Origin of the sequence: Haloferax sp. KTX1 (assembly GCF_902410085.1) — an archaeon.
GTDB classification, from domain to species: Archaea; Halobacteriota; Halobacteria; order Halobacteriales; family Haloferacaceae; genus Haloferax; species Haloferax massiliensis.
Window position 1 is genome coordinate 54549 of the sequence record NZ_CABPRH010000012.1, and the last position, 22906, is coordinate 77454.

The window sequence follows — 22906 nt, forward strand, 5'->3', positions numbered from 1 at the left end:
GCGACGGCGACCGACGACCCGCGACTCAGACCGAAAGCACGGGCTGGCTGGCGTACAGGAGGACGTACTCGGCGGCCTTGGCGAGCACTTCGCCGGGGTCGCCCGAGACCGGCTCTCGGGGCACGACGATGAAGTCCGCGTCGAGTTCTTCTGCGGTGTCGAGGACGACGCTCCCCGGGTGGCGGAGCTTGCTCGTCCGCGAGAAGCCGTAGGCGACCGAGGTGGTGACGGGAACGTCGGCGGTCTCGGCGAGGGCCGACACCGTGTCGGTGACGGCCTTGCTGTCCTCGGCGACGGCGTCCTCGTCGACGACGCCCTGCTCTATGGCGCGGACGACGTCCTCGCCGAGGACGTGGACGGCGTGGACCGCGGCGTCGTACTCGGCCGCGACGGCGGCGGCGTACTCCGCCGCGCGCGTCGCCTCCTCGCTTTGGTCGACCGGCACGAGAACGAGGTCGATAGAGAGCGGGCGCGGTGACATGTCCCCACCTGCGTCGGGGGACGACAAAAAACTCACCCCACGGTCCCGCCGGCCGGCCGCCCCAGACTGGTTTTATGCCGCCGCGCCGTGAACCCGGAGGCATGTTCGACACCATCGTCATCGCCACCGACGGTTCGGCGAGCGTTCGCCGGGCGGTCCGCGTCGCCGTCGACCTCGCAGAGCGGTTCGACGCGTCGGTTCACGCGCTGTACGTCATCGACGCCGGCGACGTGGAGACCGCGCCGGAGCGACTGCGCGAGGAGATGCGCGACGCGCTCACCGAGCGCGGCGAGGAGGCGCTCGCCGAGGTGGAGGCCGCGACCGACCGCGAGGTGACCGTCGCGGTACGAGAGGGCCGCCCCGCGGCCGAGATTTCGAGCTACGCCCGCGAGGTGGACGCCGACGCCGTCGCCATGGGCACCCGCGGCCGACACGGCGAGAACCGCTTTCTCATCGGGAGCGTCGCCGAGCGCGTCGTCCGGACCTGCCCGGTGCCGGTGTTGACGGTCCGCCAGTTGGAAGCGGGGACGACGGACTCCTTACTGAGCGACGAAGCGGCCTGAGCGGAGCAACGGGTCGGTCGCCGGCCCGGGCGTCCGACGCGGTCGCCGCCGACGGAATCGGGAGGAGTTTTCCCCGTCGCGTCCGAGTTCGGCGTATGGAAGACGAGCTTATCGACAGTTCTCGGCTCTCGCTCCCCCGCAAGTCCGTGCTCCCCGGAGCCGGATTCTTCTACCCCGACGAGTTCGACGAGGAACGCGCCGAAGAGCGCGCGAAAGAGAAACTCGAAGACGCGTCGGTCGCGGTCGTCACCGACACCGACGCCGACGGCCTCGGCTGCGTCGCCCTCCTCCGAGAGGCGTACGACGCCGCCCTCGACGTGGCCGACTTCGAAGAACGCATCGAGGAGCGACTCACAGACGACGAGGACGACGAAGAAGACGAAGACGACGAAGACGACCGTCCGAAATCGCCGGTCGCGCTGATGGGGTCGAGCCCGTACTCGCTGGAAGACGACCTCCAGCGCGTCGCCGACTACGCCCCCGAGGGCGTCGAGGTGTACGTCTGCGACCTCTGTCCGGACAAGTTCGAGTACGTCGAAGATGAACTCGCCGCGCTCGTCGAGACGGCGGGCGAGATTCACTGGTACGACCACCACCAGTGGAAGCCGGAGGTCGTCGAGGCGGTCCGCGAGGTCGGCGTCGACCTCGTCGTGGGCGAGTCCGACGAGGAGTGTTCGACCGACGTGACGCTCCGCGAACTCGACTACGAGTTCGACGAGCGGTTTTCGGACCTCGCGGACGTCACCCGCGACCACGACCTCTGGCTGAACGAAGACGAGCGGAGTCAGGACCTCGCGGACTACGCCTACTGGACCTCGAAAGAGGAGTACGTCGCCGTCGTCGGCGCGTACGGCGCTGACCTCCCGCCGGTCGTCGAGGAGTACATCGCCCGCCGCCGCGTCGAAAAGGAGAACCTCATCCAGGCCGCCGTCGACCGCGCCGAACTGAAGACCGTCGGCGACTGGACGGTCGGCGTCACCTACGGCCGGTGTTCGCAAAACGAGGTCGCAGACGCCCTCCGCGAGGCGGGCGCGGACGCGGCGGTCGTCGTCAAGCCCGCAGGGAGCGCCTCCATCCGCGGCTCCGACGACTTCGAGCGGTGTCACGAGGTCGCCGACCTCGTCAACGGCGGCGGCCACCCGAAGGCCGCCGGCTGTAAGCCGGACATCTACGACGACATGCTCGACTACGCCCACCACTGGACGACGCAGGGCGCGACGACGAAGCGCGTCATCCTCCGGGCGTTCGAGCAGGTCGCCGCCGCGGTCGAGAAGGAAGAAGCGGAAGCAGAAGCCGCGGCCGACGCGGACGACGACGAAGGCGTCGAGACCGAGCGCTAACGGCGGAAGCGAACTCGAAACGCAGCGTCGAAAAACGGGAGCCGATTACGCGTCGCCGACGACCCAGCGGTCGGAGTACGTCGTGCCGCAGGTACACTTGGCGTAGGCGTGGACCACGTCGCCGTCCTCGTAGATGCCGCCGACCTCCTCGTTTTGCGCCTCGGCGAACGAGAAGATGAACTTCACCTCGTGGTTCTCCTCGGCGGCCGCGTCGGGGCAGGTGCCGCCGCTGAGGTCGTCGTCGATGTCGCCGTCGTTGCCCATGGCGGTCTGGGCGAACTCCATGGCGTCCATGCCCGTGCCGGCCGCGAAGGCCCGGCGGCCGTCGTCCCCGGGGACGACGAGCACGTAGCCGTTGTCGACTTCGACGCCCATGTTCGGGAGTTTGCCCTGGCTGTCGAGGTACTCGTGGGTGAGATAGAGCGCCACGTCGTCGAGGCGCTCGCCTGCGAGGTACTCCGTTACCTTGCTCATACCCCGCCTAGTGCGGTCGGCGCGTAAAAGCGGCGTGTCTCGGAGCGCGACCGGTCACTCGTCGGACAGGCCGAACTGCTCGGCGATGTTCGAAAGCGAGTCGTTCGGGCGCTCGGTGATGCGGTACACCTGTCGGACCCCCGGAACCCGGAGGCCGTACTGGTAGCCGTCGTCCAGTTCGTCGAGTTCGACGGCGTCGCCGTCGGACCGGTCGTGTTCGCGGCACCACTCGACGAACCGATTCTCGCCGTTGTTCGGGGTGCGCGCGAGGCGCTTGTTGTCGTACGCGCCGCGAATCACGAGCCCCGAGGCGTCGGCCGAGAGGCGGGCGTGATAGGCGGTGCCGTCGAGGTGGAGACGGACGAAATCGCCGTCTTCGGCGAGCACGTCGTCGGGGACGCGCAGACAGGGGCGGCGGGTCCCGCCGCTGCGGGCGACGTTCGCGCGGAACGTCTGGACCGACGAGTGATCGGAGGGCAGTTGCTCTGGCACGGGAGAGAGAGGAGTGAGACGGCGTTATTCGTCCGCTTCTTCGTCGTCGCCCTCGCCGAAGGCGGCGGCGACGTCGCCCTCGCCGGCGACGACTTTCGCGTTGATCTGGACGGTCTCGCCGGAGACCTCGCGGCCGCGGACGGTGACGCGCTTGCGCTCGCCGTCGCGGGACGGCTTGTAGCCGATGCCGTCTTCGGCGAGGATTTCCTTGAGCGCGCCGCCGGGCACGTCGGGGTGCATCGGTCGGCCGGCCTTGTCCGAACCGCCCGTCAGTTCGATGGTGAAGCCGTCGAGACCGACGGCCGCGCCGTCGACCTCGTCACCGAGGTCGCGGCCGAGGAATCGGTTTGCGTCCTGTCCTTCGACGTCGACTTGGTAGGTCGCACCGGTGTCGGGGTCGGCGACGACGACCATGAATTCTGCCATGCGCGGATGAAAACGGTCGCGGATAAAAAGTACGTCGAAAGCGCGTCTCGGGACCGAACCCGCCGAATCGGAGCGAAACCGCCGAATTCGGCGGTGTCAGCGAGAACGGAGTGTGCTGGCAAGAGTTAACATCCGACACGACGTACACCGTAGCATGAGCAAGGATATCGCCACGCGTGAGCCTGCAGACCTCGTCAGAGCCGAATCGAGGGCGCTGGTCGGCCCCGAGCCGACAGAGCTCGTCGAACGACGCCCGACGGAGTTGGTCGAACGCCGGACCGACGCGCTCGTCGAGCGCCGGACGGAGACGTTAGTCGAGGCCGAACCGACGACGCTCGTCGAGCGCTCGTGGTACGAGTGTACCACCTGCGGCTACCGCTCGGGACACGGCGTCTACGAGCGTGTCTGCCCGCAGTGCGGCGGGTCGCTGAAGAACATCGGCGTGGCTCAGGAGTGAGCCTCAGGCGACGAACGCGGTCTCGCCTCCGTCGTCGGCTTCGGCCTCGGCCTCCTCGATAGACTCCCAGAGCGAACACCAGTCTTCGGGGTCGATGTAGCCCTCGACTTTCGCGCAGGCACCGAAACCGTCGCCGTTCTTGTCGGGGACGTACTCCGCGCAGTTGCCGCAGTTCCGCCCCGCTTCCGTGAGTCCCGCCTCGACGGCGTCGTCGGCCTCTTGGAACCTGACGTCCTCCTTGGCGAACAGGTCGTCGGGGTTCCGCCGCTCGTTCGCCTGCGAGAGCGCGGTCCGGTACGGTTCGGGAACCGGGCCGTGTTCGAACTCCTCCTCGGAGACGCCCTCCGGGCGCTCCTCGTCGTGGTCGTCGTCGGCCGCTTCGGTCGTCGTTGTCGCCTCCGCCTCGGTCTCTGTCTCCCGTTCGCCGCCGCCACCGCCGAGACACCCGGCGATTCCCACCGCTGCACCACTCCCCGCCAGTTCGAGGAACCGTCGCCTCGTTCGGCCGAATCGCGCCATAGCCGGAGCTACGTCACCACGCGGTTTTAGTAAGCGTAGAGTTACCACGTGTCGTGGTATCTTAATCGTCTCAACTCCCGCGCAGACCGCATCAGAAAACGGCGCAGAGAGGGCTCAGAACCCGTCTTCCCACCGGAACGTCCCGTTCCGCTGGACGACCTCGCCGTCGATTTCGATGCGCGAGTCCTCGCTCATGTCGGTTATCATGTCCGTGTGGACCGCGGACTGGTTGCCGTCTTCGCCCTCGGGGAGGCACGCGCCGTAGGCCCGGCCGACCGCGAGGTGGACGGTGTCGCCCATCTTCTCGTCGAAGAGGATGCTGTCGGTAAAGCGGTCGATGCCGCGGTTCATGCCGATGCCGAGTTCGCCGAGTCGGCGCGCGCCCTCGTCGGTGTCGAGGATGCCGGCGAGCGCGTCCTCGCCCGCGCCCGCGGAGAAGTCCACGACCTCGCCGTCCTCGAACGTCAGGTGGACGTTCTCGACGCGCTGGCCCTCCAGCGTCATCGGCACGTCGAAGAACACCTCGCCCTCGACGGCGTCCTCGACGGGCGCGGTGAACACCTCGCCCGACGGGAGGTTGTGGGAGTCGTAGGCGACGGAGGCCGCGGAGTTGACGGCGGTCCGTCCCTCGATTGACATCGTGAGGTCAGTGTCGGCCTTGACGATGCGGACCTCCGACCCGGCGTCGAGCACGTCTTTCATGTTCGCCATCTCGTGGGCGAGTTCCGACCAGTCGCGGAGAATCGCGTCGTAGACGAAGTCGGCGTACTCCGCGAACGACATGCCCGCCTGCTGGGCCGCCGCGCGGGTGGGGTGGACCGTCGAGACCCAGTCGGTGTCCATGCGCGCCTCTTTGACCTCGCTCGTGGCGCGGCCGTAGGCCTGTCGCGTCTCGGTCGGCACGTCGGCGGTCGCCGCCGTGTTGCGGGTGCCGCCGAGGAAGAGCACCGAGTCGGCGGCCTCGTAGAGGGCGAGTTCGTGTTCGGGGAGTTCGAAGTCGCCGTCGTGCGCGCGGAGGTACGCCCGCTGGACCTCCTCGGAGGCGTACGTCGTGACGACGTTCGCGCCGCGCTCGCCGAGGGCGTCGGCGACGGCGACCGCGAGGTCGTGAGCCCCCTCGCCGACGGAGACGATCACGTCGTCGCCGGCGTCGATTCGCGCGCTCCAGTCGACGAGCACCGCGGCGTGCTCGTGGATGCGTTCGTCCATACGCGACCCTCGCGCGGGGCGGTAAAAACGTCGGCGTCTGCGGGCGTGAGGCCGCCCGACCGCGACTCCGACGCGGGCGATTGCAGCGAGCGAACCGAGCGTTACAGAACCCTTATCGTCCGATATCTGCCAACCTCACCCGTGACTTCCATCGCACTCGCCACCTCCGAGGACCTCCCCGGACTCGTCGACGACGACGCCCCGTTCCTCGCGGCGCTCCGGGAGCGCGGCGTGACCGCCGAGCCGGTCGTCTGGTCCGACGAGTCGGTCGACTGGAGCGACTTCGACGCCGTGGTCGTCCGGTCGATTTGGGATTACTACCGCCACCCGAAGGCGTACGCCGCGTGGGTCGACCGCCTGTCAGACGCCGACTGCGCGGTGTGGAACCCGACGGCGACGCTCGACTGGAACAGCCACAAGTTCTACCTGCGTGACCTCGCCGACGCCGGCGTCTCGACGCTCCCGACCGAGTACGTCGAACGCGGCGGCGACGTGTCGCTCGAAGCCGTCTTCGAGACGCGGGGGTGGGATGAACTCGTCGTCAAGCCCGCCGTGAGCGCGGGCGCGTTCGAGACGAGGCAGTTGCGTCGCGCGGCGGCCGTCGACGCCCAGCCGTGGGTGGACGGCCTCGTCGCGGAGAAAGACGTGCTGGTGCAGGAGTTCGCGCCGGACATCGAAGACGGCGAGTGGTCGCTCGTCTTCTTCGGCGACGAGTTCAGCCACGCGGTGGTCAAGCGCCCCGAGCCCGGCGACTACCGCGTCCAAGAGAAACACGGCGGGAGCGTCCACGTCGAGGAGCCGAGCGAGGCGCTGCTCGACAACGCCCGGCGCGTCGTCGACGCCGTCTCGGCCCGCCTCGGTGGCGACCCGCCGCTGTACGCCCGCGTCGACGGCATCGAGCGCGGCGACGACTTCCTCCTCCTCGAAGTCGAACTCATCGAGCCCGAGCTGTTCTTCCGCACCGACGACGCCGCCGGCGACCGATTGGCCGAGGCGCTGTTGGCGCGGCTCTGAGCGGGCGGTCCCGACGGCGGAGGTTCGGTCTCGGCAGGGGGCCGCGCACGCGCCAAACCACAACCACTACCACCCCCCGCGGACGATGCCGACGCATGCAACTAGGCGTCATCGGCCTCGGACGGATGGGGCGCATCGTGGTCGACCGAGTGCTCGATGCCGGGCACGAGGTCGTGGCCTTCGACCTCTCGGCGGAAGCCGTCGCGGCGGCCGCCGACGCGGGTGCCGAACCCGCGGACAGCGTCGCCGACCTCGCCGACCGACTCGGCGACGACAAGCGAATCTGGCTCATGGTCCCCGCGGGCGACGCGGTGGACGCGACGCTCGACGACCTCGACCCGCATCTCGACGGGGACGACGTGGTCGTCGACGGCGGCAACTCCCACTTCGAGGAGTCAGTGCGGCGCGCCGAGGCGTGCTCGGCGGCCTACCTCGACTGCGGGACCTCCGGCGGTCCGGCCGGTGCCGAACTCGGCTTCTCGCTCATGGTCGGCGGCCCCGAGTGGGCCTACGACGAGCTAACCCCCGTCTTCGACGCCGTGGCGACCGGCCCCGCCGGCCACGGTCACATGGGCGAGTCGGGGTCCGGCCACTACGTGAAGATGGTCCACAACGGCGTCGAGTACGCGCTGATGCAGGCGTACGGCGAGGGATTCGAACTGCTCGCCGAGGGCCGCTACGACCTCGACCTCGAATCGGTCGCCAAGACGTGGAACAACGGCGCGGTCATCCGCTCGTGGCTCCTCGAACTCTGCGAGGAGGCGTTCCGCGAGGAGGGAAGCGACCTCGGCGACGTGGACGACCACGTCGCGGGCGGCTCGACCGGTACGTGGACGGTCCAAGAGGCGCTCGAACAGGAGGTTCCGGTCCCGCTCATCTACCAGTCGCTCGCCGAGCGGTTCGGCTCCCGCGCCGACGACCGCTTCTCCCGCCGCCTCGCCAACCGGCTCCGCTACGGCTTCGGCCGCCACGAGGTCGCGCGGAAAGACGACTGAGGGAACGACGCGTCGGCTTCGGCACAGCGGCCGGGTCCCCTCGATACTGTGGGAACCCCCGCGAGACCCGCGTGTCGTCGGCGAAATCGACCGCCCGCGGGTGCCGCCACAATCACAATTTCCTTAACCCCTCCCTCCATATCCGCCGGTATGGCAGTCATCAGTCTGGTGGGTGTCGGGGCCGGTATGGTCCTGGTACTCCTCGTCGTCGCCCTGCACTACTCGAAGGGCACCGGCTGGGAGCCGACCGCCGACATCACACAGGAGGTCCTCGAACGCCGCGCGGCGACCGTCGCAGAGACCGACTTCCCCGAGCCGATGAACCGCTCTATCGGCGGCGGCGGCGTCGCCGCTGTCGGGGCCGGTGAAGAGGGGGCCGAACTCGAAGGCGAGGAGGCGGAAGAAGAACAGAGCCCCGCCGATATGCCCGAAGACGAAGTCGAGTACTTCGAAGTCGAGTTCGTCAAGCAGGGCGAGACCATCGAACTGGCGAGCAACGAGACGGTGCTCGACCAGGGCGAAGACGCCGGGATGGACCTCCCGTACGCGTGCCGACAGGGCCAGTGTGTCTCCTGTTCCGCGAAGATTACCGACGGCCCCGCCGACGAGTACGTGACGCACTTCAAACAGGAAACCCTCTCCGACGAGGAGATGGACAACGGCTACACGCTCACCTGCGTCGCCTACCCGAAAGCCGACTTCACCATCGAGACCGGCGAAGCGCCGTAACGCGCCGAATCGCAACCACCCACCGTTTCTCGCGACGCCGTCCACCCTCCGAGCCGCGCCCGTCCCGTTCGTGCCCGCCTGTCGGCTCCCGGGTTGGGGGTGTCACTCCCCCTCACCGCCCGCTCGACCGACGACGCTAATCGACGGTTTCAAACGGTCTCCGCGAGTCTCACCTGTTCAGTGTCCCTCCCCGAAGGCGGTTCCCTCACCGAAGGCGACCTCAAACGCCCGATGTTCGAACTGGCGTGGCCGATTATCGTCACCGAACTCCTCCAGGTGGCGTACAACCTCGCCGACACCGTCTGGCTCGGCCGACTCTCGACCGACGCCGTCGCCGCAATCAGCCTCGCGTTTCCGCTCATCTTCCTGCTTATCTCCGTCGGCGGCGGCTTCACCGTCGCCGGCAGCACGCTCGTCGCCCAGTACACCGGCGCGAAAAGCGAGGGCTCCGCCGGGACCGTCGCCGGACAGACGCTCACGTTCATCACCGTCATCGCCGTCGTCGTCGGCGTCATCGGCTTTTTCGCCACCGACGCGATGCTCGGCGTCCTCCCGAGCTCCGCGGCGACCGCCGGGCAGGTCATCCCCCTCGCCGGCGACTACATGCGCGTGTTCTTCCTCGGCCTGCCGTTCCTCTTCGGCTTCTTCGTCTTCTCCGCGCTCATGCGCGGCTACGGCAACACCCGCGCCCCGATGGTCGTGATGTTCATCAGCGTCCTCATCAACGTCGTCATCGACCCCGTGTTCATCTTCGGCTTCGACGCCAACCCGCTGTTTTCGATGCTCGGGCTGGAAGGCCTGCAGGCGAGCCTGTTCGCCGCCACGGGCTTTCGTGGCTTCGACGTCGCCGGCGCGGCCTACGCGACGGTCCTCTCGCGCGCCGTCGCCACCGTCATCGGCATCTACGTCATCTTCGGGACGAGCGCCGGCCCCGACGTGCAACTGGCCGACTTCCGCCCGCAGTTCGAGTACATCAAACAGATCGTCGATATCGGCGTCCCGAGCGCCATCGAGCAGTCCGCCACCGCCCTCGGCTTCATCACGCTCACCGCGATGGTCGTCACGTTCACCCCCGAAGTCGTCGCGGCGTTCGGCCTCGGCAACCGCCTCACGTCGCTGGTGTTCCTCCCGGCGCTCGGCCTCGGACGGGCGACGAACACCATCGTCGGCCAGAACCTCGGCGCGAAGAAACCGGAGCGCGCCGAGAGCGCCGTCTGGCTCGCCGCCAAGGTCGGCGCGAGCGTCATGCTCGTCACCGGTGTCCTCGCGTACGTCTTCGCCGAACCCGTCGTCGCGTTCTTCCTCCAGACCGGGACGGCCTCGGCCGCCCAAACCATCGACCTCGGCGTCGAGTACATCCGCATCCGCGCGTTCGAATTCGGCTTCATCGGCGTCCTCCAGGTCGTCCTCGGCGCGTACCGCGGCGCGGGAAACACGAAGACTGCTCTCGGATTCTCGCTGTTCGCGCTCTGGTTAGGCCGCGTGCCCATCGTGTTCCTGCTTTCGTTCCAGTTCGGCTTCGCCGAGACGGGCATCTGGCTCGGGATGGCCGTCGGGCAGATTCTCGGCGCGATTGCGGCCACGGCGTGGTTCACCCGAGGCACGTGGAAACACAGCGTCGTCGACGCCGACGCAGCCGGCACGTAATCGGCCGCCGGCGCGGGTTCCACAACGGTTTTACGTCGGTGCCGTGTAGCTCTCTCCGCTGAGGGCCCGTAGCTCAGTGGACAGAGTGCTTGGTTCCGGACCAAGATGTCGCGGGTTCAAATCCCGTCGGGTCCGTACAGTTCTGGAACGCTTTAGAACCAAAGAGCAAGCGCTGTAGCCGCTGATTTGGTATATTTCTCCGCCAGTCGATTTCGTCACGTACCGTGACGGACTCGCACTTGAGAGGCCTAGTCCACCAGCATGAATCTAAAATACATAAATTTCGTACTTCACGTATGCCCACCCTCTCCGACCGTGGTGACGCCCCATCAATCGACGACGACGCTCCACAGTCGTTCGACGATTTCGACGGGTTGCTGGCAGCCACGACCCTGCTCCAGAATCCCCGTCTCGCCCGTGAACACGTGTATCTCTGCTACTACGGGCCAGCAACCATCCAGGACCTCATCGACGAACTGGACCTCGCTCGGGCAACGGCCTACGACGACGTCGAACGACTCGAACGACTCGGCGTCGTCGACCGCGACGAGAGCACGCGACCCCACCAACTCACCGCGGACCCGTTCGCCTTCGTCGACGGCCGCGAAGTCGCAATCACACCGACGCTGCTCCACGCAGTCGCTCTCACAGAGTTCGACGACGACGCCGAGTATTTCCAAATCGGTACGGCGTCGGGCGACTCGTGAGAGCAGTCCGAGCAGCAGCCGAGTACTACGCCGGGAAGCTCACTCAGCGAATGGCGGCCAAAGAGATGGACGTCAAACCAGTCGAGGGAATGGCCATCATCTATGCAGTCCGGCCCGTCTTGGAGGCTGGCCGAGAACACGACCCGTACTTCGAACAGCTAATCTCGTCTGACCCTGACGAATTGGAGTTCGATGGGGAATAGCGACCTCCACTCAGACGACTTCGTCCTCGCCGACACGAATCTCTTCGTCGCCGTGGGTGGACCAGAGAATTCGAAGTTCCAGAAACTTCGGAAGTTCGTCGCGCGACATCAGATAACGTTGCAGGTTCCCCAGCGTGTCGTCGAAGAACTGAGCACGATGCACGTCGGTGACCGGGTAGAAACAGCCATCGAGGAAGGGTGGGCGACCAAAATTAACCCACCATCGCCGACCGATTCTGATGCAGTCGCGGCGATGGATTACGTCCGAAGAGAGATTGCCCGAAAGTCCAGCAAGAACGAACACGAATAGAGAAAGCAGATACTGTATTCGCTGGGTTAGCAATCGAATTTCTTCGAAGTGGCCATCCACGAATCGTCGTTCTCACTGACGACAAGATTGCAGCGGCAGCAATAGAAGCTGCAGTCGAACAACAAGGGAACGGCGAATCGATTCTCGTGCTTCGTCGAAGCGACATCATAGACGACGGTGGCGGCGTCCGAGTTATTTGAGATTGGTTTGAACCAAATCGCAAGACAACGCGTCGAACGGTCGCTCACACACCGGAGGTGTCGCCTCGCTCGTCCGCCGACCGAAAGCCCGATTGGGGTCGTCCGCGCCACACGCGCCCCCGACGAGCCCCGCCAGCCCCACGGAAATCTGTCGACCACCAAGTATGTAAACGGAGAGCAAATCGCTGAGAAAACCCACGATATTGAGGTTTTGAGTGCGGTATTCCCCCGAGAGAGAATCAACGTTGATAAACGAGCGGCAATTCATTTCACCCCGAAGTCGAAGTGGAGGGGTATGGGAACGCCGACAGCGGACAGGCAGCGTCGTCGCGGCGGTGTGGGACGGTGGCGACGGGGGCTTCGAGACGCACTGAGATACGTCCCGCAGGGGGACTCGATTCCGAACGAGTCGTGGCGGGCGCGGCACCGAAACATCCTCGTCTTCCTCGTGGCGCACGCGCCGCTTTTGTACGTCCTCGGGAACTTCACCGGGTCGGAGCCGTACGTCACGGGTGCGAGGTTCACCGCCGCGCCCGCCGAGCACGTCTTGGTCGGCGTCGGAGCGGTCGCGGTGCTGGCGCTTTTCGCGTGGCTTCCGTGGCTCCCGCGGCGGTTACGAAGCGGGTTCGCGTCGACCGGGTTGCTGACGTGTTCGGCCCTGCTCGTCTACTTTTCGGGCGGCTACATCGAAGCGCACTTCCACTTTTTCGTCATCGTGGCCGTCCTCGCGGTGTACGAGGACTGGGTCCCGTTCGTCGTCGGCATCCTGTACGTCGCCATCCAGCACGGCGTCTTCGGCATGGCCCACCCGGAAGCGGTGTACAACCACCCGGACGCCATCGCGAACCCGATGGGGTGGGGACTCGTCCACGCGGTGTTCCTCCTCGCGCTCGCGGCGGCGTTGGTCACGAACTGGTTCTCCGTCGAGCGCTCTCGGGAGGAGACCAGACAGAAGATGCGGAGCCTCGAAAACAGCGAGGAGGCGAAGGCCGAAGTCGAGCGCCTCAACGAGCAGTTGGTGGTGCAGGCCGACGAACTCGCCGCGGCTATGGACGCCGTCTCGGAGGGGGACTTCACCGCGAATCCGCCCGAGGGCTCGGATATCGAGGCCATCGAGGCCATCAGCGACGCCTTCGTGGCGATGAAGCGCGACCTGTCGTCGACCATCGTCGACCTCCGGTCGTTCGCGGCGACCGTCGAGCGGACGACGCGGTCGGTCCACGACGACGCCGAGACGCTCGAACGGGCGCAACGACAGCTCGCGGCCGACGTACGGGCGTTCGCCACGGACGTGCGCGAGCAGGCCGGCGACCTCGAATCCACGACCGACGAACTGAGCAGCCTCTCGGCGACGATCGAGGAAATCGCCGCGAACGCCGATCAGGTCGCGGACGAGGCCAGCGACGCGGCGGCGGCCGCCGACGAGGGCACGGGCACCGCGGCGGGAGCCATCGAGGCGATAGAGAACGTCGAACGGAGCGTCGGCGAACTCGCGTCGCTGGTCGAGTCGCTCGACGACCGGATGGACGACGTCTCGAAGAGCACCGACCTCATCGAGTCCATCGCCGAGCAGACGAACACGCTCGCGCTCAACGCGAACATCGAGGCCGCCCGCGCCTCGGACGGCAGCGAGGGGTTCGCCGTCGTCGCCGAGGAGGTGAAGTCCCTCGCCGACGAGACGCAGAACCACTCGTCGGCCATCGAACGGACGATATCCGAGACGGTCGACGACGTGGCGCGCGTGCAGGCGGAGATGAAACAGACGAAGGCCCAACTCGAAACGGGGCGGGCGACGACGAGCGACGCCGCCGAGGCGTTCGCGGCGGTCTCGGACATCGTCGAGAGCGTCGATATGTCGGTCGACGAGGTCGCCACGGCGACCGACGACGGCGCGCGGACGACCGAGGAGGTCGTCGATGCGATTATCGGCATCGCCGACCACTCGCGGGACATCGCGGAACAGAGCGACGCGCTGGCGAGCCAAGCCGAGTCCCGGGCGGCGACGATCTCGGAGATTCGGGCGCAACTCGACGAACTCAGGGGCCAGACCGGCGGCCTGCAGGAACGGCTCGACACGTTCGACTGCGACGTTCCCGCCGACGACTGAATCGGGTCGGGTCGAGCCGGGGAGCGTCGAACCCGGCCGAACACTCAGGGGAGCGGTCGCTCGGGGAGCGAGAGAACGCGGGCGAAAAAGTCGGCCGCAGCGGCGAACGCGACCGCCGAGGCAACGATTCCGCGCGCCTCAACCGCGACCGCGACCGAACGCGGCGGACGGCGCGGTTATTCGAGGTCGAAGCGGTCGTGGCTCATGACCTTGTGCCACGTCTCGACGAAGTCCTCGACGAACTCTTCTTCGCCGTCGTCGCCGCCGTACACTTCCGCGATGGCGCGAAGCCGGGAGTTCGAGCCGAAGACGAGGTCGAAGCGAGTGGCCTCCCACTCGACGTCGCCCGTCTCGCGGTCGCGCACCTCGTACAGGTGCTCGTCGTCCGAGACCGGCTCCCACTCGTAGTCCATGTCGAGCAGGTTCACGAAGAAGTCGTTCGTGAGCGTCTCGGGCTCGTCGGTGAGGACGCCGAGGTCGGAGTCCTGATAGTTCGCGCCCAGCGCGCGCATCCCGCCGACGAGCACGGTCATCTCTGACGGCGACAGGTCGAGCAGGTCGGCCTTGTCGACGAGGAGGTCCTCGGGGCGCTCCTCGACGTCGTCCGCGATGTAGTTCCGGAAGCCGTCGGCGTCCGGCTTGAGCATCTCGAACGACTCGACGTCGGTCTGTTCCTGCGACGCGTCGGTCCGACCGGGCTCGAACGGGACCTCCACGTCGTAGCCGGCGTCGGCCGCCGCCTGCTCGACGGCCGCAGCGCCGCCCAGCACGATGAGGTCCGCGAGCGAGACGCGGGTATCGTCGGACTGTGCGGCGTTGAACGACTCCTGAATCGCTTCGAGGGTGCCGAGCACGTCATCGAGCTGGTCGGGCTCGTTGACCTCCCAGCTACGCTGGGGTTCGAGCCGGATGCGCGCGCCGTTCGCGCCGCCGCGCTTGTCGCTGTCGCGGTACGTCGACGCCGCGGCCCACGCCGTCTTGACCAGCTGAGAGACAGAAAGGTCCGAGTCGAGAAGCTCGGCTTTGAGCTCCGCGACGTCCTCGTCGTCGATGCGGTCGTAGTCGGCGTCCGGGATGGGGTCCTGCCACAGCATCGCCTCGTCCGGGACCTCGGGACCGACGAGCCGGGACGGCGGGCCCATGTCGCGGTGGAGGAGTTTGTACCACGCCTTGGCGAACGACTCCTGGAACTCCGCGGGGTCCTCGCGGAACTCTTCGAGCACCGCGCGGAAGTCGGGGTCCTTCTTCAGCGCGATGTCGGTCGTGAGCATCATCGGGTCGACGAACTGGTCGGGGAGGTGCGCGTCCGGAGCCGCGTCCGGAATCTTGTCCGCGGGCGACTCGTCGGCCGGCCGCCACTGCCACGCGCCGCCGGGGCCCTTGTGGGCCTCCCACTCGTAGTCGAGCAGGTTGGCGACGTAGCCCATGTCCCACTGGGTCGGCGCGCTGGTCCACGGCCCCTCGATGCCGCTGGTGATGGTGTCGGGACCCTTCCCGGAGCCGTGGTTGTTCTTCCAGCCGAGACCCTGTTCCTCGATGGGAGCCGCCTCGGGCTCCGCTTCGAGGTTGTCGCCGGAGTCCGCGCCGTGGACCTTCCCGAACGTGTGGCCGCCGGCGATGAGCGCGACGGTCTCCTTGTCGTTCATCGCCATGCCGCTGAACGTCTCGCGGATGTTCTTGGCGGAACCTTCGAGGTCGGGTTCGCCGTTGGGACCCTCGGGGTTCACGTAGATGAGGCCCATCACGGTGTTCCCGAGCGGCTCCTTGAGGTTGCCGTCCTCGTCGAAGCGGTCGGGGGAGGTCGTCTCCCACTCCTCTTCCGGACCCCAACTGGGGGCCTTGTCGCCCGCGTAGTCGTCGGCGCGGCCGCCGGCGAAGCCGAACGTCTCGAAGCCCATCGATTCGAGGGCGACGTTGCCGGCGAGGACGATGAGGTCGCCCCACGAGAGCTGGTTACCGTACTTCTGCTTGACGGGCCAGAGGAGTCGGCGCGCCTTGTCGAGGTTCACGTTGTCCGGCCAACTGCTGATCGGCGGGAGGCGCTGGTGACCGCCCGACGCGCCGCCGCGGCCGTCGTGGGCGCGGTACGTCCCGGCGCTGTGCCACGCCATCCGGATGAAAAGCGGTCCGTAGTGACCGTAGTCGGCCGGCCACCAGTCCTTCGAGTCGGTCAAGACCTCCTCGATGTCCGCTTTCAGTTGCTCGTAGTCGAGGTTCTGGAACGCCTCGGCGTAGTCGAACTCCTCTCCCATCGGGTCGATCTGTTGTGCGTTCTGGTCGAGGATTTCGAGGTCTAACTGGTCTGGCCACCAGTCATGGTCGGCACCATTCATACGCAAACGCTTGTCGCTTTTGGGTGATAAAATTGACTGATTTTGAATTAAGTCTTGGTTATAGCCAAAGCAATCTTTTTACTTTATGAATAATACTCGTTGAGGGCGCACACGAGGGGGAGTGCGACGTCGAGTTCGAGTATCTGACCGGGACGGCGACGCTCCCGGCCGCTCGTTGGAGTCGCGGCTTGCGGCGGGCCGGCACCGAGCGACGCGACTGTATCTCACGGGTCTCAGGTCGACCTCCGAAAACGTCGCGTTCGACCGCCACGCCGCCGTAGTGTGCCATCGGCGACCAGCGAGGCGGGCTACCGGCCGACGCGCTGTCGGCATCGCCGAGCGAACCTGTCGGTCGGCGGCGACGCCGTCAGCGCCTCAGTCGGAGTCTTGGGTGGGGAGCAACCCTTGAGACAGCAACCGGCGCGAGATGACGATGAGGCCGTTTTGGAACCCGCTCCCGAAAATCGCGTGCTCTTCGCCGGTGTCGGGGACGAGCGTGCTGACGAGAATCGACGAGCGGTCGACGAGCAAGAGCCGCCCGATGACGAGGTTCTCGCCGTCGTCGCCGCGGAGCCATTCGAGACCGGAGACGAACGTCGTCGCGTTCGGGACGGCCGCCCGCATCCGCTGTTGTAGCGGTTCGGTCGCCGCCCCGATGAGCACGTCCACGTCCTCGTCGGTGGTGTTGAGATCCTCGACGAACCGGTCGGTCAGAAGCGAGTCGTCACCGAGCACGAGCACGATCTCGTCATCCGCGTCGTCGATGAGCTTGTGCGTCCGGTTTGCGATGGCGTCGGCCCCGGTCATCGCCCAGACGTTCTGAACCGAACTCTGTTCGTCCGAGTCGATTCGCTCGGTCCGCTCCAGCGCGTTCGTGAGCCGGTCGATGCGGCTCTGATACTGCGCGCGGAGCGTCTCGGTCGCCTCCGCGAGCGGCACGGCACGGAACCGTTGCGGGCTTGAGTGCTGAATCTCGACGAGTCCCTGCGCCTCAAGCACCCGAATCGCGTCGTAGACGCGGGTCCGCGGTACGTCGGTGATCTCGCGGAGCTTCTTCGCCGTGCCCGTCGAGACGCGAGTGAGACCGACGAAACACTTTGCCTCGTACTCCTTGAGCCCGAGCTGCTGAAGCACGTCGATAGCGTCTTCTTGTGAATCTTCCGTACTCATAGTCCCAACCTGCACGCCGAGTCGTCCCGACTCCTCACGAAAAGTTGTCTCGGCGAACGGATAACAATTGTTACTCTTCGAGTGAATCAGATATGGGGTGGGCACGTTTACTATCCTGATCCGGTCTAGAAACGCAGATTTGGCGCATTTTACGAACCCGAGCCTGTGAGTTTCAGAGTGACAGTTTGGAATATCTATGTATTCCTATGGGACGAACCGTCAATGCGTCTTTCACTAATTCACTCAGTTAATCACAAACTACTATATTGTACCGAGACGAACACCGGTTGCGGCACACAGCGAAGTACTGTGTCCCAACCACAATCGACACGTGCCGCCTCAGCCACTCACAGTGGCTGGGTTTCGGAGAGAACGAGGCACCCACTATGAGTACTGATTCGGCCGACAACTCCCGTTCTGTCGCAATCGAACAACTGGAACAGTTCGGCCTCAGCGCGTACGCCGCGCGAACGTTTGTCGCGCTCACCGGGCTCGGTATCGGCACGGCAGCGGACATAAGCGAGGTCTCCGAGGTCCCTCGGACGCGGGTGTACGACGCGGTCGACGAACTGCGCGAACGGGGGCTCGTCGACGTCCAGCAGTCTTCGCCGAAGAAGTTCTGGGCGGTGTCGGCGGAGACGACGTGCCAGAAGTTCGAACGGGAGATGAGACAGCGGACGTCCCTGCTGATGGCGTCGCTCCAAGAGCTCGGGACGGCACAGCGCAAACAGGAACAACGCGGCGTCTGGACGGTCGACGGACAGTCAGCCGTGACGGACCGCGTCCTCGAATTCATCGGCGGCGCGGACGACGAACTCGTCTACATGACCGTCGAGGAACTGCTCACCGAGGACATCGTGGAGGCGCTGAGCGAGGCGGCACGCCGGGGAGTTACGATTCGGCTCGCGGGCGTCTCGCCGGACGTTCAGGACACGCTTCACGAAGAGATTCCCGACGCGGAGCTGTTCGACACGCTCTGGGTGTGGTCGGACACGCCCGCGGGCCGCCTCATGATGGTCGACGGAACGCAAACGCTCGTGAGCGTGCTCGTCAACGGCAGAGACGCGGTCCCGTCTGACTCCCGTTCGGAGACGGCGATCTGGGGCGCTGGCGAGACGAACAGCCTCGTCGCGGTGCTCCGAGCGATATTCACGTGGCGACTCGAAAACGACGACCTCGACGACTGAGACGGGTACCGGCCGACTCGTCGAGCGGTTCGAAACGCGGAGCAGAAGCGTTCGAAGTCGGAACCTCGTTACTGCGGCTCGGTACAATCGACCGACGACCGTCGAGAAAATCGCTCGCGCGTGTGACCCCGAGCGCGGCGCGAGCGGCGCGGAATGCCATCGGGGCGGGTCCGGCAACCTACTGCCGTGGTGGACGCGGCGGCGCGATCGCGGTCGTCGCCACCGCGCCCATCGCCACGACAGGGTCGACGACGGGTATCGGAACGTCGGCCCGCACGTCGGGTATCGCGCCCGACGAGGAGATGCCGGTACAGCTCGGCGCGACGACGTCGCAGCCGGCGTCGACGAGGCGGTCGACCGCGGCGCGAATCGCCGCCCGCCCGTCGTCGGTCGTGAGGTGGTTCGTCGTCGCCGCGCCCTCGACGACTTCCTCGGCCGCGAGCCGGTCGCCGAGCAGGTCGCGGATGCTCGACCCGGCCCCGTTTTCGAGGCCGAGCGTCCCGACCCGCTCGCCGCGGGCGGACGCGACGGCGGCCACGCTCGCGCCCGCGCCGACGACCGGGACGTCGAGCGCCTCGCCGAGCGCCTCCACGCCGGGGTCGAGCGCGCAACTGACGCAGAGCGCGTCGACCTCGGTCGCCATCTCGCGGCCGAGCGCCTCGATGTACGGGAGGGCGTCGACCTCGGCGGCCGCGTTCGGAATCCCGTCGGGGTGGTCGGGAATGCACCGCGACAGGGTCGAGACGTGCGGGTAGTGTCGCTCGACGAGTCGCCCGTGGCGGGCGACCTCCTCGGGGTCGTCCAGCGTGAGCACGCGGAGGACGCCGAGTTCGACCATCAGGCGGCACCCCCGCTGTTCCGGTCGGCGTCCGGGTCCGGCGCGTCCGAATCCGCGTCCAACTCGTCCGCGTCAGCCGGTTCGTCGATGCCGCGGGCCGCGAAGAAGCCCTGCTGTCGGAGCGCGTCGAGCAGTTCGCCCTCGCGGCGGTTCATGAAGCCGTTCGGCCCCCAGTAGCGTTCGAGCGTCTCCTGCCACTCGCGGCGGTCGTCGCCGTAGACGCTGTCGCCGTACATCTCGTTCATCGCGTCGTAGCAGGCGTCGAGTTGCGCCGCGGTGGGGTCGCGGTAGCCGCCCTCGTGGAGCACCGTATCGAGCGGGACCCGCGGGGCGTTCTCGGCCGCCTCGCCGTGGCGCGGAGCGCCGAGACAGAGCCCGAAAATCGGCAGGACGCCCGCGGGGAGGTCGGCCGTCGCGGCGACGTCGGTGAGGTTGTTCAGGATGTTGCCGATGGGACAGACGCCGTAGCCGCGGCTCTCGGCGGCCAGCATCACGCCCATCGCGGCCAGCGAGGCGTCTATCGACCCCTCCAACAGCCCCATCGCGGGCGTCGTCCGGAACTCGCGGTCGCGGTGCGCCAACAGCAGTCGAATCCGGCGGACGTCGACGCAGACCAGAAGGAAGTGACTCGCCTCCTCGACCTGCACGGTGCCGCGGCTACACAGCTCGTGAATCCGCTCGCGGCGGTCGGGGTCGCGTATCCAGACGAAACTGTACATCTGGGTCGTCCCGCTCGTCGGGGCTTTCCGACCCGCGTCGACCATCGCGCGGACCTCGTCGTCGGGAATCTCGGCGTCGGTGTCGAACTGGCGGACCGTCGCGCGGCGCGCCAGCCACGGCGCGAGGTCCGGCACCTCGGCGGCCGCCGCGGCGAGCGCGGGGCGGTCCGTGTGGTCCGTGTCTGTGCGGTCCGTGTAGCCTGTATCCGCGCGGTCACCGGCCGGGGGCGTGCGGTCGCTCACACGAGCACCTCGCCGTCGGCGACGACGACCTCGCCGTCGAGCGAGACCGTCGGTTCGAGGATGACGCCGTCGAGGTGCGAGTCGCAGTCGATGGTGCCGCCGAAGCCGAGGTTGTCGCCGAAGGCGACGTGGCAGGTCCCGTACACCTTCTCGTCTTCGAGGACGGTGCCGATGATGCTCGCCGCCGGGTTCGTCCCGAGGCCGAGTTCGCACACCCGGCGGGCGCAGTCGTCGCCGCTCGTCGCGTCGAGGAACTCGTCGGCGGCCGCGCCCTCGACGGACGCGATGCGCCCCGCGTCGAGTTCGACCGTCAGCGGCTCGTCGAGGACGCCGACGCCCGCGAGGCCGCCGTCGAAGACGAGCGTGCCGGTGGCCGTCCCCTCGACCGGCGCGACGTAGCTCTCGCCGGACGGGAGGTTCCCGGAGTCGCCGGGGTCGGCGATGATGCCGTCGCTCGGGATGCCGTCGCGCCCCGAAAGCGACATCGTCGCCGACGCGCCGTCGACCTCGATGCGGGCCTCGTCGGCCGCGGTGAGCTTTTCCGTGAGCGCGGCCGTCAGGCGCTCGACCTCCTCGTAGTCGGCCGTAATCGCGCCCTCGCTGAACATCTGGTCCGTGATGCCGGGCATCGTGGCGACGCGCGCGCCGGCCTCGGTCGCGGCCTCTCGGGCCCGCGTGTGGGTCAGCGACGCGCTGGTCGGACAGACCACGATGTCCGCCGACTCCATCGCTCGGGCGACCGACGCCGGCGGCTCCATCCCGTTTCGCTCCATCGGCGGAATCTCGAACAGGCCGGACTCCAAGCCGAGGTCGACGCCCGCCTCGAACAGCGGCCGCCCGATGTGGTTCGTGTCGGTGTCGGTCACGACGAGGAGCGTCTCGCCGGGACGGGCGTTCATGTTCTCGGCGAGGAGTCGCTTCGCCACGGCGCGGTAGTCGGCCACGTCAGAGCACCTCCTCTGCGGTCTTCGCCAGCACCGACCGCCCGAGCAGGACGCTCGTGTCCGTTATCTCGCGGACGGTCGCCTTCATCTCGGGCGTGTAGCCCATGCAGTCCATCACGATGAGGTCGGCGTCGGTGCCGATGTCGGCGGCGGCGGCGGACACCTCGTCTTCGTCGGCGTACGGCGACCCGGCGGCGGTGACGAGGTCGTAGTCGGCCCACTTCTCGAACGTCATGGCCTCCTGTTCCTCCTTGGGCATGATGACGCCGAGGGTGCCCCCGTCGAGGATGGTCGAGACCCACGCCGAAAGCAGGTCGCTCGGCTCGAAGACGGGGACGCCGACGTCGAACGGCGGGAAGTGACCCGTACAGAGGACGCCGATGGCCGTCACCTCGGATTCGAGGTCGCGGATGCGCGCTCCGAGGAGGTCGACGACCGATTCGCGGTCGACGGTGACGGCCGTGCCGTCGGCGAGTCGGGAGACATACACCGGTTTTCCCTCGCGCGGGCCGACCGCGGCCTCGACCTCGGCCGCCGAGTCGAACCGGTCGAGCGCGCCGACCTCGACGAGTTCCACCTCGGGCGGGAGCGCCGCCGCGATGTCGGGCGTCACGTCGCTCCGGGGGGCCTGCCCGATGGTCACGAGTCCGAGCGTCGACATCTCAGACGCCCTCTCCCTCGCCCTCGCCGAGCGTCTGGAGGCGGCCCATCGAACCGTACAGCGACGTGAGGCGGTCGTACTCGGCGTCGTCGTAGAACGACGCGCGGCCGCGGGTGAAGTCCTTGGCCGTCTCGACGACGAACCCGGTCGCGTCGAGCAGGTCGGTGAGGTAGTTCGCGCCGGTCCCGCAACCGGGGACCGCAGAGACGCTCGTCGTCGCCACGCCCACGACGGGCGCGTCGGTCGCCGTCGCCGGCTGGAGGATGCTGTTGATGTGGTGGACGTCGTTGCCGTAGGGAGTGATGTCCTGCATCGTGAGCGTGAGCGTGCTCGGCGGGCGGCCCGTCGCCCGCTCTTGGATGTCGAGGAGGCTGTCGCTCACCTTCAGCACCCACCCCTCCTTGACCGTGGGCGTGATGGCGAAGCCGCGCTCGCAGTGGACGCGGTTGCCCTTCGTGGCGTCGACGGAGACGACGGCGTCCATCTCCTCGTCCACCTCGTGTTCGTTCATGGTGCTCGTATCGACCGGACTGCCCATGAAGGGCACCGGGTCGTGGGGGGAGGTCGGCGCGTCGGGACAGACGTGCGTGGCGATGCGAACGTCGCCGGCGAGGAGGTCGCCGCGGGCGCGCATCTCGCCGAGGTGGAGCGCGACCGCGAGGGCGACGATGGCCCCGTCGGCGTCGGAGACCGGGCCGAGTTCGGCCGGCCGCGCGGCGACGCCGCCGAGTCGACCGACGACGCCGAGCGTCGGCGCGTCCGGGTCGGTCCCGGGGACGACCGTCTTGACGAAGTCGGTCGAGCCCTCGTCGGTCGAGATGGTCGTGACCTCGGTGTCGAGACCGTACGTTTCGAGCGCGTCGCGTACCAGTTCGCCGTCCGCGTCGGGACGGCTGAGGATGTCGTAGGCTTGTTGAATCTTGTCGAACATGAGTGTC

24 protein-coding genes and 1 tRNA gene are annotated in these 22906 nt (G+C 67.4%); 12 read left to right on the plus strand and 13 right to left on the minus strand.

Annotated elements, in window-relative coordinates; all coding sequences use genetic code 11:
* Positions 1-25 precede the first annotated feature (25 nt).
* The gene (locus tag FY251_RS16905) at positions 26-481 is read right to left on the minus strand and encodes a universal stress protein (protein WP_004041708.1); all 456 of its coding nucleotides are present in this window, start codon (positions 479-481) and stop codon (positions 26-28) included.
* Positions 482-582: 101 nt separating this feature from the next.
* Here FY251_RS16905 and FY251_RS16910 point away from each other — a divergent pair, with 101 nt between their 5' ends.
* Complete coding sequence (locus FY251_RS16910) at positions 583-1044, plus strand: universal stress protein (protein WP_187367430.1); 462 nt, start codon at positions 583-585, stop codon at positions 1042-1044.
* Between the two features lie 95 nt (positions 1045-1139).
* A complete protein-coding gene (locus FY251_RS16915) occupies positions 1140-2384 on the plus strand; it encodes a DHH family phosphoesterase (RefSeq protein ID WP_148416233.1) in 1245 nt (414 codons plus the stop codon).
* A 45-nt stretch (positions 2385-2429) separates the two neighbouring features.
* Here FY251_RS16915 and FY251_RS16920 read toward each other — a convergent pair whose 3' ends face one another.
* From FY251_RS16920 to FY251_RS16930, 3 genes are read right to left on the minus strand one after another with little or no spacing between them, the layout of a single operon-like run.
* The gene (locus FY251_RS16920) at positions 2430-2858 is read right to left on the minus strand and encodes a DUF5807 family protein (protein ID WP_148416234.1); all 429 of its coding nucleotides are present in this window, start codon (positions 2856-2858) and stop codon (positions 2430-2432) included.
* A 54-nt stretch (positions 2859-2912) separates the two neighbouring features.
* Complete coding sequence (locus tag FY251_RS16925; RefSeq protein WP_148416235.1) at positions 2913-3350, minus strand: hypothetical protein; 438 nt, start codon at positions 3348-3350, stop codon at positions 2913-2915.
* A gap of 24 nt (positions 3351-3374) precedes the next feature.
* Positions 3375-3776, minus strand: coding sequence for a 30S ribosomal protein S6e (locus FY251_RS16930; protein ID WP_089776985.1), 402 nt, complete (start codon positions 3774-3776; stop codon positions 3375-3377).
* A gap of 154 nt (positions 3777-3930) precedes the next feature.
* Here FY251_RS16930 and FY251_RS16935 point away from each other — a divergent pair, with 154 nt between their 5' ends.
* Positions 3931-4233 (plus strand): rubrerythrin-like domain-containing protein, encoded by a 303-nt coding sequence (locus FY251_RS16935; RefSeq protein ID WP_148416236.1) that lies wholly within the window; start codon positions 3931-3933, stop codon positions 4231-4233.
* Between the two features lie 3 nt (positions 4234-4236).
* On the opposite strand, the gene FY251_RS16940 is transcribed toward FY251_RS16935, so the two are convergent.
* Positions 4237-4752, minus strand: a complete 516-nt coding sequence (locus FY251_RS16940; RefSeq protein ID WP_148416237.1) for a high-potential iron-sulfur protein — start codon at positions 4750-4752, stop codon at positions 4237-4239.
* A gap of 114 nt (positions 4753-4866) precedes the next feature.
* A complete protein-coding gene (locus FY251_RS16945; protein WP_148416238.1) occupies positions 4867-5961 on the minus strand; it encodes an aminopeptidase in 1095 nt (364 codons plus the stop codon).
* A gap of 141 nt (positions 5962-6102) precedes the next feature.
* Here FY251_RS16945 and FY251_RS16950 point away from each other — a divergent pair, with 141 nt between their 5' ends.
* The 8 genes from FY251_RS16950 (at position 6103) to FY251_RS16985 (ending at position 13873) form a co-directional block, all read left to right on the plus strand.
* Positions 6103-6975: a RimK family alpha-L-glutamate ligase gene (locus FY251_RS16950; protein WP_148416239.1), complete on the plus strand. Its 873-nt coding sequence runs from the start codon at positions 6103-6105 to the stop codon at positions 6973-6975.
* Between the two features lie 95 nt (positions 6976-7070).
* Complete coding sequence (gnd, locus tag FY251_RS16955; protein ID WP_089776990.1) at positions 7071-7970, plus strand: phosphogluconate dehydrogenase (NAD(+)-dependent, decarboxylating); 900 nt, start codon at positions 7071-7073, stop codon at positions 7968-7970.
* 150 nt (positions 7971-8120) lie between these two features.
* A complete protein-coding gene (locus tag FY251_RS16960; RefSeq protein ID WP_089776991.1) occupies positions 8121-8699 on the plus strand; it encodes a 2Fe-2S iron-sulfur cluster-binding protein in 579 nt (192 codons plus the stop codon).
* A 180-nt stretch (positions 8700-8879) separates the two neighbouring features.
* On the plus strand, positions 8880-10346 hold the full coding sequence (locus tag FY251_RS16965; RefSeq protein WP_305037589.1) for an MATE family efflux transporter: 1467 nt from the start codon (positions 8880-8882) through the stop codon (positions 10344-10346).
* A gap of 62 nt (positions 10347-10408) precedes the next feature.
* A tRNA-Arg gene (locus FY251_RS16970) sits at positions 10409-10481 on the plus strand.
* Between the two features lie 161 nt (positions 10482-10642).
* Complete coding sequence (locus FY251_RS16975) at positions 10643-11053, plus strand: helix-turn-helix domain-containing protein (RefSeq protein ID WP_255516730.1); 411 nt, start codon at positions 10643-10645, stop codon at positions 11051-11053.
* A 192-nt stretch (positions 11054-11245) separates the two neighbouring features.
* On the plus strand, positions 11246-11566 hold the full coding sequence (locus tag FY251_RS23160) for a hypothetical protein (protein WP_255516731.1): 321 nt from the start codon (positions 11246-11248) through the stop codon (positions 11564-11566).
* Positions 11567-12136: 570 nt separating this feature from the next.
* Complete coding sequence (locus FY251_RS16985) at positions 12137-13873, plus strand: methyl-accepting chemotaxis protein (protein ID WP_148416271.1); 1737 nt, start codon at positions 12137-12139, stop codon at positions 13871-13873.
* Between the two features lie 176 nt (positions 13874-14049).
* Here the strand turns inward: FY251_RS16985 and katG are convergent, their stop codons facing one another.
* Positions 14050-16206, minus strand: coding sequence for a catalase/peroxidase HPI (gene katG, locus FY251_RS16990; protein WP_148416240.1), 2157 nt, complete (start codon positions 16204-16206; stop codon positions 14050-14052).
* A gap of 375 nt (positions 16207-16581) precedes the next feature.
* Positions 16582-17376 (minus strand): TrmB family transcriptional regulator, encoded by a 795-nt coding sequence (locus tag FY251_RS16995; protein WP_148416241.1) that lies wholly within the window; start codon positions 17374-17376, stop codon positions 16582-16584.
* 386 nt (positions 17377-17762) lie between these two features.
* Here FY251_RS16995 and FY251_RS17000 point away from each other — a divergent pair, with 386 nt between their 5' ends.
* Positions 17763-18563 carry a TrmB family transcriptional regulator gene (locus tag FY251_RS17000; protein WP_148416242.1) on the plus strand — a complete coding sequence of 267 codons (801 nt, stop codon included), beginning with the start codon at positions 17763-17765 and terminating at the stop codon, positions 18561-18563.
* Positions 18564-18741: 178 nt separating this feature from the next.
* Here the strand turns inward: FY251_RS17000 and FY251_RS17005 are convergent, their stop codons facing one another.
* Genes FY251_RS17005 through FY251_RS17025 form a run of 5 tightly spaced genes read right to left on the minus strand, consistent with a single transcriptional unit; the run spans position 18742 to position 22899 of the window.
* On the minus strand, positions 18742-19401 hold the full coding sequence (locus tag FY251_RS17005; RefSeq protein ID WP_148416243.1) for an aspartate/glutamate racemase family protein: 660 nt from the start codon (positions 19399-19401) through the stop codon (positions 18742-18744).
* On the minus strand, positions 19401-20363 hold the full coding sequence (locus FY251_RS17010) for a nitroreductase family protein (RefSeq protein WP_148416244.1): 963 nt from the start codon (positions 20361-20363) through the stop codon (positions 19401-19403). The genes FY251_RS17005 and FY251_RS17010 overlap by 1 nt, the downstream gene beginning before the upstream one ends.
* A complete protein-coding gene (locus FY251_RS17015; protein WP_148416245.1) occupies positions 20360-21307 on the minus strand; it encodes an aminopeptidase in 948 nt (315 codons plus the stop codon). The genes FY251_RS17010 and FY251_RS17015 overlap by 4 nt, the downstream gene beginning before the upstream one ends.
* A 1-nt stretch (position 21308) precedes the next feature.
* Positions 21309-21968 (minus strand): AroM family protein, encoded by a 660-nt coding sequence (locus FY251_RS17020; protein WP_148416246.1) that lies wholly within the window; start codon positions 21966-21968, stop codon positions 21309-21311.
* 1 nt (position 21969) lies between these two features.
* Positions 21970-22899: a DUF1177 domain-containing protein gene (locus FY251_RS17025; RefSeq protein ID WP_148416247.1), complete on the minus strand. Its 930-nt coding sequence runs from the start codon at positions 22897-22899 to the stop codon at positions 21970-21972.
* Between the last annotated feature and the right edge of the window lie 7 nt (positions 22900-22906).